Origin of the sequence: Cryobacterium sp. Sr8, from assembly GCF_004403225.1 — a bacterium.
GTDB classification, from domain to species: Bacteria; Actinomycetota; Actinomycetes; order Actinomycetales; family Microbacteriaceae; genus Cryobacterium; species Cryobacterium psychrotolerans.
In genome coordinates this window covers 1-1,393 of the sequence record NZ_SOHO01000047.1, presented here as the reverse complement: position 1 = coordinate 1,393, position 1,393 = coordinate 1, and the positions used below count along the sequence as shown (strand labels likewise).

At 64.8% G+C, this 1,393-nt stretch carries 2 protein-coding genes; both read left to right on the top strand.

Annotated elements, in window-relative coordinates:
* Window positions 1-344 (top strand): hypothetical protein (locus E3T54_RS17160; RefSeq protein ID WP_206751261.1); only part of this gene is annotated, 344 nt, incomplete at its 5' end.
* A gap of 380 nt (window positions 345-724) precedes the next feature.
* Window positions 725-1,360, top strand: coding sequence for a DDE-type integrase/transposase/recombinase (locus E3T54_RS16805; RefSeq protein ID WP_166804891.1), 636 nt, complete (start codon window positions 725-727; stop codon window positions 1,358-1,360).
* Window positions 1,361-1,393: the final 33 nt, after the last annotated feature.

The window sequence follows — 1,393 nt, the reverse complement described above, 5'->3', positions numbered from 1 at the left end:
GGCTGCCGTATGGGCGGAAATGCGCCTGGCTGGCGGAGCGCGACGTCTCGAGGCACACGCTCACTCGTTGGCGCGACGCGGTGTACGAGGGGGACCTCGATCGCGGGCTGATTCCGCGAGAGGGTAGTCCTATGACTGTTCCACCGGGCAAGCGCACTGCGCTGGAGAAAGCACGTGTCGCTGAGCACGCGGCACACGCGGCTGAGGTCGCGCGGCTGAGCGCGCGAGTGCACGAGTTGGAGGACACCAATGCCGCGCTGGGAAAAGCTATCGGGCTCTTGCACGCGATGAGCGAGGAAGAGCCCGCCGACAACCCGACGACCCCCGATCTGTCCGATTCCTGACGTTGGAGAACGAGCTCGTAGCTGAGCTGACGCGCGCCACGGGCTCGCAACGGACCGCGTTGGCTGTCGCCGGCGTCGCACGATCAACATGGCAGTACCGCCAGACGCCCCGCGCACGGGTGTCCGAGCCGGTCCTGCAGAAAGATCGCGCTTACCTCTCTCGCATCCCCACAACCGATCGGAGAGCGATCGCGGAGAAGATCACGGCGGGCTGGACGGACGGGCACTCTGTCGATCACACGTTCGCGTCCGCATGGGACCAGGGTGTGATGCTCGCCGGGCGCAGGTCATGGTGGCGTATCGCTGCCGATATCGAGGATCAGAGCGCCCGCCCCCTGGTGCCCACGGGGCGTGGGTCCCGAACACCCCGGGAGAAGCCGGTGTTGATAGCGACCGGGCCTGGCCAGGTTTGGAGTTGGGACATCACCGATCTGCGCTCTCCGTGGCGGGGGAAAGCGTTCAAGGCGTACTCGATCATCGACATCTGGTCGCGCAAGATCACCGGCTGGCGGGTCGAAGATCGCGAGAGCGACCACCTCGCCGTGGAGATGTTCCAGACCGCGTTCCGTCAATACGGCACCCCACAGTTCGTGCACGCAGACTCCGGACCCGCGATGCGCTCGAGCGCTCTGGCCGAGCTCCTCGAAGAGCACAACGTCACCAAGACCCACAACCGGCCCTATGTCTCCAACGACAACCCGTTCTCCGAGTCCGAGTTCCGCACGATGAAGTACCGGCCGAACTACCCAGGGATCTTCGACAATCTCCAGACCGCACGCGATCACCTGGCCGACTACGTGCCCTGGTACAACACGACCCACAGGCACTCCGGCATCGCTTTGTTCACACCCCAGCAAGTGCACGACGGTTCCTGGAAGCATGCGCACCGCATTCGCGACCGTGCCCTGCAGCACTATCACCAGAAGCACCCGGAACGATTCCGCGCGCGACCAAGAACACCCGCACCAGCCGGCACCGTCGGAATCAACATCCCCGACACAGCCGTCACAAACTAACCCGAGTGGCTCCACTCAGCTTGACATCGCGCG